Annotated in this window: 4 protein-coding genes; 2 read left to right on the plus strand and 2 right to left on the minus strand. The window is 63.8% G+C overall.

What is annotated here, in order from left to right:
* Positions 1-84: 84 nt before the first annotated feature.
* Together H0W65_RS12020 and H0W65_RS12025 are read right to left on the minus strand one after the other, a co-directional pair.
* Positions 85-3,066 carry a Tn3 family transposase gene (locus H0W65_RS12020; RefSeq protein ID WP_294007889.1) on the minus strand — a complete coding sequence of 994 codons (2,982 nt, stop codon included), beginning with the start codon at positions 3,064-3,066 and terminating at the stop codon, positions 85-87.
* Positions 3,067-3,103: 37 nt separating this feature from the next.
* A complete protein-coding gene (locus H0W65_RS12025) occupies positions 3,104-3,694 on the minus strand; it encodes a recombinase family protein (protein WP_294007895.1) in 591 nt (196 codons plus the stop codon).
* A gap of 391 nt (positions 3,695-4,085) precedes the next feature.
* On the opposite strand from H0W65_RS12025, the gene tnpB reads away from it, so the two are divergent.
* Positions 4,086-4,391: an IS66 family insertion sequence element accessory protein TnpB gene (gene tnpB / locus H0W65_RS12030; protein ID WP_294007891.1), complete on the plus strand. Its 306-nt coding sequence runs from the start codon at positions 4,086-4,088 to the stop codon at positions 4,389-4,391.
* 108 nt (positions 4,392-4,499) lie between these two features.
* Positions 4,500-5,252 (plus strand): IS66 family transposase zinc-finger binding domain-containing protein (locus H0W65_RS12035; protein WP_294007893.1); only part of this gene is annotated, 753 nt, incomplete at its 3' end.

Genomic DNA, 5,252 nt, shown 5'->3' on the forward strand with positions numbered 1-5,252 from the left:
TTTGGGATGTAATGACAAATATATTGCGCGAGTGCCTGGGCTTCACGAATCGAGCGGCGATGCGTGCTTTCCCTCCTGGCTTCATCAGGCGGCGTCCCGGAGTTTCTCCTTAACGGTTCGGAGGGGTCGAAAGATGCCTTCAGGCTGGGGCTCGCGCATCCAGTCGTAGATGCCGGTGAGATTGATGTGCTCCCAGATCTGCGGCGAGATATGGCGGATCACATCATCGGGCAGGTCGTGCCCCTCGGTTCGCAAGCTCTCGACGACTCGCGAAAGATAGACGGTGTTCCACAAGACGATGGCACTGACCGCCAGGTTGAGGCCGGAAGCACGAAAAGCCTGGCTCTCGAAGGAGCCGTCGCGGATTTCGCCGCGCTCGTGGAAAAACACCGCCCGGGTCAGCTTGTTGCCGGCCTCGCCCTTGTTCAGTCCGGCCCGGCAGCGGTCGCGCAATTTTGGGCTTGAATACCACTCGATCATGAACAGGGTCCGCTCGATCCGGCCAATCTCGCGCAGCGCGCGCGACAGCACGTTCGTTTTCGGCAGGGCGGCAAGCTTCTTCAGAGCGGTTGAGGGTACGACGATGCGGTCCTCGATCGAGACGCCGACGCGCAGCGCCTCGTCCCAGCCTTCGCGGATCGCGGCGGCATCGATGCGCTCGCCGATGTGATGCTTGAGGGTCGGGTAGGCATCCGCGTCCTCGAAGGCATGCAGGCGCCAGTCCTTGAGGTCGCGCAGCCGCGGTGCGACGCGCTTTCCTCCGATTGCAAACAGGCTGAAGACATGATCGCTGGCGCCGCCGGTGTCGACGTAGTGCTCGTCGATTTCGATTCGGGTCTCATGTCCGTATAGCCCGTCCAGCACATAGACCGCTTCATCCTCGGTGGCGCCCATCGGCAAGACGTGGAAGTGGCCGTGCTGGTCGGACACCCAGGTATAGAACTTGCTGCCGGGATCGCCGCTGTAATGAGCGTTGACGTCGCCGCGCTTGGCGCCCCGGCCAGCGCTGCGGAAGAACTGGCCGTCCGAGGATGAGGTCGTGCCATTGCCCCAGAGCTTGGCGAAGGGATGCGCCAGATGGGCGTTGATGATCGCGGCTAGGGCTGCCTTGTAGGTCTCGGGCCGGATGTGGAACAGCCGGGCCCAGGTGATCTGCCGCTCGCTGAGCCCGGCCGAGGCGTCTGCCATGCGCTTGGCGCCGAGATTGGTCGCGTCGCCGAGGATCGCCGCGAGCAGCGCCGGGGTGAGCCGGACGGTGTCGCCGGTGCGTAGATGGGTGAACCATTGGGCGAAGCCGGTCCAGGTGTTGACCTCGGCCAGGAGGTCGGTGATGTCGATCTGCGGCATTCGGTCGAGGATCAGCCATTTCGCCGCCTCGACCTTCGCCTTCGGCACCTTGGTGCGTTGTTTCGAAATGATCAGGACGCCATCGTCCATGCGGACGCCGGCCAGCTTGCCGGTTCGAGCCTGGTGGCTCAGCCGCTTCAGCTTGAAGTCCAGTTCCTGTTCCTTTTCCGCGATCCAGGCGTCCGCGCCGCGTGGGACACCGAGCCGCAGATCATCCGCCTCCTTGCGCGCCGCGAAGACCGGGCCCGGCATGAGTTGGGCCTCCAGGGGGCGGAAGGCCCGGCCACCCTCGACCCAGACGTCGCCCGACCTCAGGCGCTCGCGCAGCACGGCGAGGGTAGCGATCTCCCAGAGACGCCGGTCCCGCTTGCCATTGGCGGCAATGAGTTTGCGAACCTTCTGGATGAGATGGCCGAGCGGCACCTTGGCCGGCAGTCCGCGGCGATCATCCCGATTGAGCTGTCGCAAGAGATCGATCGCTGTCAGCAGCGGATCCAGTGTCCGGGCAGACCGGAAGGTGAAGGCATCAAGCAACGCGGGCGCATAGCGGCGGACCCAAGAATAGCGCTCGGCGGCGCCGAGCAGCGGATCGGCCTCGGCGGTCGTAGCCAAGACTTCGACGTCCGCCCGGGCCTGGACCAGGCGATCCCAGCCAATCTCGCGGTCGAGCACCTTGAAGGTGTCTTCGCCAGTCTCGTTGGTTTCGGCGAGCACACGCAGCGTGTCGCCGAACATGCGCAGAAGCCGGCCCGTGTCCTTGCGGGCGTCGAGATGCCGCTGGTCCTGCCGGGCCTTGGACTTGGTGAACAGGCGGGCGATCAGCCGGCAGAACATGGTGATCGTGGCATCGATCAGTTTGCTGGTCAGTTCGATCAGCTGCGCCGCGATCAGCGTGTGCCGCCGCCCGGCATTGAAGTCGCTGGCCAGCCAGCTTGGCGTCACGGCGCCCTCGCGCACCAACTGGGCCCAGCGATCCGGATGGATGCGCTCGCGGCGCCGCGGATCAAGGCCGAACGACCGGACGAAGGTCAGCCGTTCGATCAGGGCGAGCAGATTCTTCTCGCTCGGCGCCTCCGGCAAAGCCCGCAGCCAGGCGAAGCGGGTCTGCCCGATAGCGGGATCGACCATGAGCAGTTGCTCGAAAGCTTCAAGCCGCTCCGGCGTCAGCCCTTCCAAAAGGCTCGTTTGCACTCGCTTACGGGCGACGGCGCGCCCTGCCGTTCCGATGCGCTCAAGCTTGTCGGTTGATGGCAGAAGGACGTTGCGGCTTCTGAAGGCTGCGACGGTGGCGGCCGCGATCGTCTCGCCCTTATCGGTCGCGGCCGCCGCATCGATCGACGCCACTAACGCAGCGCGCTGATCGGCCCGCGTCATCATGCGCAGTCCAAGCCGTTCCTGCAGTTCTGCCGAATGTTCTCGTCTGGTATTGTCTCGCCTACCATAGTCTGCGAGTACAGCCGAACCGACACCGAGCTGGCCGGCAATGAAGCTTACAACCTCGACCGGCGCTGCGTCATTTTGCGCGAGCAGGCATCCGGTATGACGCATCAGGCAGAGCTGAACGGCGAAGCCAAGTTGGTTGTGGTGTCCGCGCTTACGGAGCGCGCGATCAAGGTCGTCGCCGCTCATCGTATAGTTGCGGATCAGGCTGTCTTCGTCAGCAGGCAGATTGAGTAGGACAGGCCAACGATCGGGCTGCAGCAAACGGCGACGCGCCATGGTTCTGTCTTTCCTCGCGGTTCGAACGACCGGCGACTTATTTTTGGGTGCTGGGCCCGCCGCCAGCGCGGCTCCGCAGGCCGGGCGCATGACGGTAAAGCGTGGACACGGAAATGCCGAGACGCCTAGCCGCCTTCCGCACGGAAATCTTCGGATCGCCGAGTAGCGCGATCGCAGCACTGATATCGTCTGACGTGACCCGCTGCTTGCGGCCGCCCTTGCGGCCCCGTGCGAGTGACGCCGCAAGACCAGCGTTGGTCCGCTCGCGGATGATCGACCGTTCAAATTGCGCGAGCGCGCCGAAAATGTGGAAGAACAATTCACCAGCGGCGTTGGTCGTGTCGATCGCCTCAGTCAGGGAGCGAAAGCCGATCCCCTGCGCCTTCAAATCCTCGACCGTCGTGATCAGTTGCTTCATCGAACGGGCGAGGCGATCGAGTTTCCAAACCGTGAGCGTGTCGCCGGGTCGCATGTACTCAAGAGCGGTGGTCAGCTCGGCGCGGTTGATCTTGGTCCCCGAGACCTTCTCGACGAAAACCTTGCCACAGCCGGCCGCCATAAGCGCGTCAAGCTGAAGTTGAGGATTCTGCTCCACTGTGGACACGCGGGCATAGCCGACGAGCATAATTTTGTTCCCGCAACTCAACCGCAGAGGCAAGCATGGGAACATAGATTCTGGGAACGTATTATGGGAACAAAATTCAGGGTTTCAGGGGCTTTCATCGACCGCTGCAGCATGTTCCCACAAACGAACGTTTGCGAGAGCCACTTAAGGCCGGCCGGAAGGCCCGCTACCTAAAAGCCCTTTACGACGGAAGATGCGCCGACCGTAGCGCGAGAGGGCCTGTCGCTGGATCCTCAATGATCTGTGCTCTTGTTACGTCCAAAGTAGCGTGAATCTGGGTACAGCTCTTGTCGTCACCCCCGATCGAGATTGTCTTGCCTGATGGCAGCCGGGTGCGCGTCGGCAGTGGCGTCAACCTGAACGCGTTGCGCCGGGTCGTGAGCGCACTGCGCGGATGATCGCGCTGCCGTCCAATGTGCGCGTCTGGCTGGCCTGCAGCCACACCGACATGCGCCGCGGCTTCGACGGCCTGGCATCACAGGTGCAGCAGCACCTCGGACATGACCCGTTCAACGGTCAGTTTTTCGTCTTCCGCGGCAAACGCGGCGACCTGATCAAGATTTTATCTTGGGACGGCCAGGGACTGTGCCTCTTTGCCAAGCGCCTCGAGAAGGGACGCTTCGTCTGGCCGCAAGCCAAAGACGGCGCGGTGTCGCTGACGCCGGCGCAACTGTCGATGCTGCTGGAGGGCATCGACTGACGCATGCCCCAGCGCACCTGGCGTCCGGAGATGGCGAGTTGAAGAAAATATGCGCCAACCGTAAGAAAGGACTTGGCGCGACGCGAAGCGGTATTGGAAGATTCGGCCATGCCAGCCCCGCTCGACCCCGCAACACTGCCGCTCGACATCACTGCACTGCGGGATGTGTTGCTGCACCGCGAGACCGAGCATGCCGTCGAACTGCAAGCCGCGCGCAACGGCTTGCAGGAACAGGTGCTGCGCAACGAACAACTGAAGCTGCGGCTGGCCAAGCTGTTACGCGTGCGGTTCGGCGCCTCGTCGGAGAAGCTGCGCACCGCAATCGAGCAGTTGGAGCTGATCCTGGGCGATCTCGAGGAACAGATTGCCGAGACGGCGCCTACCGCACCACAACCATCCGCACCCGAACCGGCGGACACTTCTCGGCGCAAGCCTGCGCGCCGGCCGCTCCCGGAAAGCCTGCCGCGCACCACGGTGGAACACACCGCACCCTGCGCCTGCCCCAAATGCGGCGGCTCGCTGCACCGGCTAGGGGAAGATGTCACCGAAGTGCTGGACTACGTGCCGGCGGTGTTCCGCGTCATCCGCCACGTGCGTCCGAAGCTGTCGTGCCGCGGCTGCGACAGTATCGCGCAGGCGTCGGTCCCGAGCATGCCCATTCAGCGCGGGTTGGCCACACCGGCTTTGCTGGCGCATGTGCTGGTGGCGAAATATGCTGATCATTGCCCGCTGTATCGCCAGGCCGAGATCTATGCGCGCGGCGGCGTCGAGCTCGATCGTTCCACTCTTGCCGACTGGGTGGGCCAGACCGCTCGGCTGGTGCGTCCGCTGGTCGATGCCGTCGGCGCGCACGTCATGGCG

It is taken from the genome of Sphingomonas sp., assembly GCF_013816785.1.
In the GTDB taxonomy this organism is placed as follows: domain Bacteria; phylum Pseudomonadota; class Alphaproteobacteria; order Sphingomonadales; family Sphingomonadaceae; genus Sphingomicrobium.

Bases quoted from the DNA above. Each gene is read 5' to 3' on its own strand.
- H0W65_RS12020 (WP_294007889.1), bottom strand. From the start codon at position 3,066: ATGGCGCGTCGCCGTTTGCTGCAGCCCGATCGTTGGCCTGTCCTACTC.
- tnpB (WP_294007891.1), top strand. From the start codon at position 4,086: ATGATCGCGCTGCCGTCCAATGTGCGCGTCTGGCTGGCCTGCAGCCAC.